Source organism: Vibrio sp. YT-17, assembly GCF_033337375.1.
In the GTDB taxonomy this organism is placed as follows: Bacteria; Pseudomonadota; Gammaproteobacteria; order Enterobacterales; family Vibrionaceae; genus Vibrio; species Vibrio alginolyticus.
Map to the genome: position 1 here is coordinate 1 of NZ_JAWOQP010000117.1, position 1261 is coordinate 1261.

A 1261-nucleotide genomic window follows, 5' to 3' on the forward strand; every position below is an offset into this window, starting at 1 on the left:
AAGACATCGTAGCAAATGGCGGCGAAGTGTTAGGTTCAGAAACTGCAGGCGACGTTTCTCTCTTCTTCCTAAACCCTGTTGGTCATATCCACCACTGGGTGACTGACGCATGGGGCGGCAGCGCTGAATTGAAATTCAACTCCTCACCTTGGTTCGGCAATCAAGATGTTGCGAAGTTTGCCATGGACGCAGGTGCAAGCTACGACAGTCAGTTTTACGGCGTAGAGCTGAAAGTAACGTTCTAAGCCAACCATATTGAACGACATTAATGAAGAGCAGCCAAACGGCTGCTCTTTTTGTATCTAGTGCACTGTTTTGATTATTTGCTTCGCGAATTAGTGTGAAAAATTGACTTCTATCAAACATAACCCCTTCCTAGGACCTACACTGAAGAAAAGGACTTATTCCAATAACTTAAGCGATGCGTTCCACCGCACTGCGTCCAAACCTTATTCCAGGAGGGGACATCATGAACACTGTGTTTATCGTTAACTTTGTCGGTCAAGCATCACCGGCGACTATCAAACAACTGGCTGCTGTTACTCATGAAAACGGAGGCAAATGGTTAATCAGTAAAGTGAACTTTATTGAAGACCAAGTCGCTGGGGTGATAAAAGTTGAGTTACCTGAAGAAAACGCGGACACGGTGAAAGAAGCGTTTTCAGCCTGCCAGACTCTAGTAGTTAAATTTGTGGATTCAGAGCCTCACTCACACAAAGAAGATACCATTTTCCAACTTCGTCTCGATTCCAATGACCGTGCAGGTATCGTCAATGAAATCACTCACGTTCTGGATGCACAAGGCATCTCTATTTTAGATATGGATTGCCAACGCGTATTTATTGCCGGGGGTGGCGGTGTGAGTTCTAGCTTGTTCAGCGCCAAAATGGCTATCAAGCTGCCAAGCGAATTGGAAATCGAAGATGTGGCGAACGAGTTAGAAGCGCTCAGCGAAGACACCAGAGTGATAATTGAAAGCTAGTCGATTTAGCCTTTTATTCATAGAAAAAGAGCAGCTATAAAGAGCTGCTCTTTGTCATTGTAAGCATGAGAAAAACATTACTTCACAGACCACTGTGACAGTGAGCGTTTGAAGTCTGAGTAGTCAAACTCATTCAGTTTTTGAATCTCGCCGCTTGAACGCTCACAGTAAACAGAAGGCATACGTAGACCATTGAACCAGTTTAGTTTCACCATCGTGTAACCCGCGCTGTCTAGAATGTGCAGACGTTGACCAATCTCTAGTGGCTGATCAAAATTC

The 1261-nt window shown here is 44.6% G+C and carries 1 protein-coding gene and 2 pseudogenes; 2 read left to right on the plus strand and 1 reads right to left on the minus strand.

The features are described from left to right. Positions 1–245: pseudogene (locus R7F67_RS24290) on the plus strand (DUF3943 domain-containing protein); the annotation flags it as partial. 224 nt (positions 246–469) lie between these two features. Continuing rightward, positions 470–982, plus strand: coding sequence for a glycine cleavage system protein R (locus tag R7F67_RS24295; protein ID WP_005483182.1), 513 nt, complete (start codon positions 470–472; stop codon positions 980–982). Positions 983–1059: 77 nt separating this feature from the next. Here R7F67_RS24295 and R7F67_RS24300 read toward each other — a convergent pair. Further along, positions 1060–1261: pseudogene (locus R7F67_RS24300) on the minus strand (carboxynorspermidine decarboxylase); the annotation flags it as partial.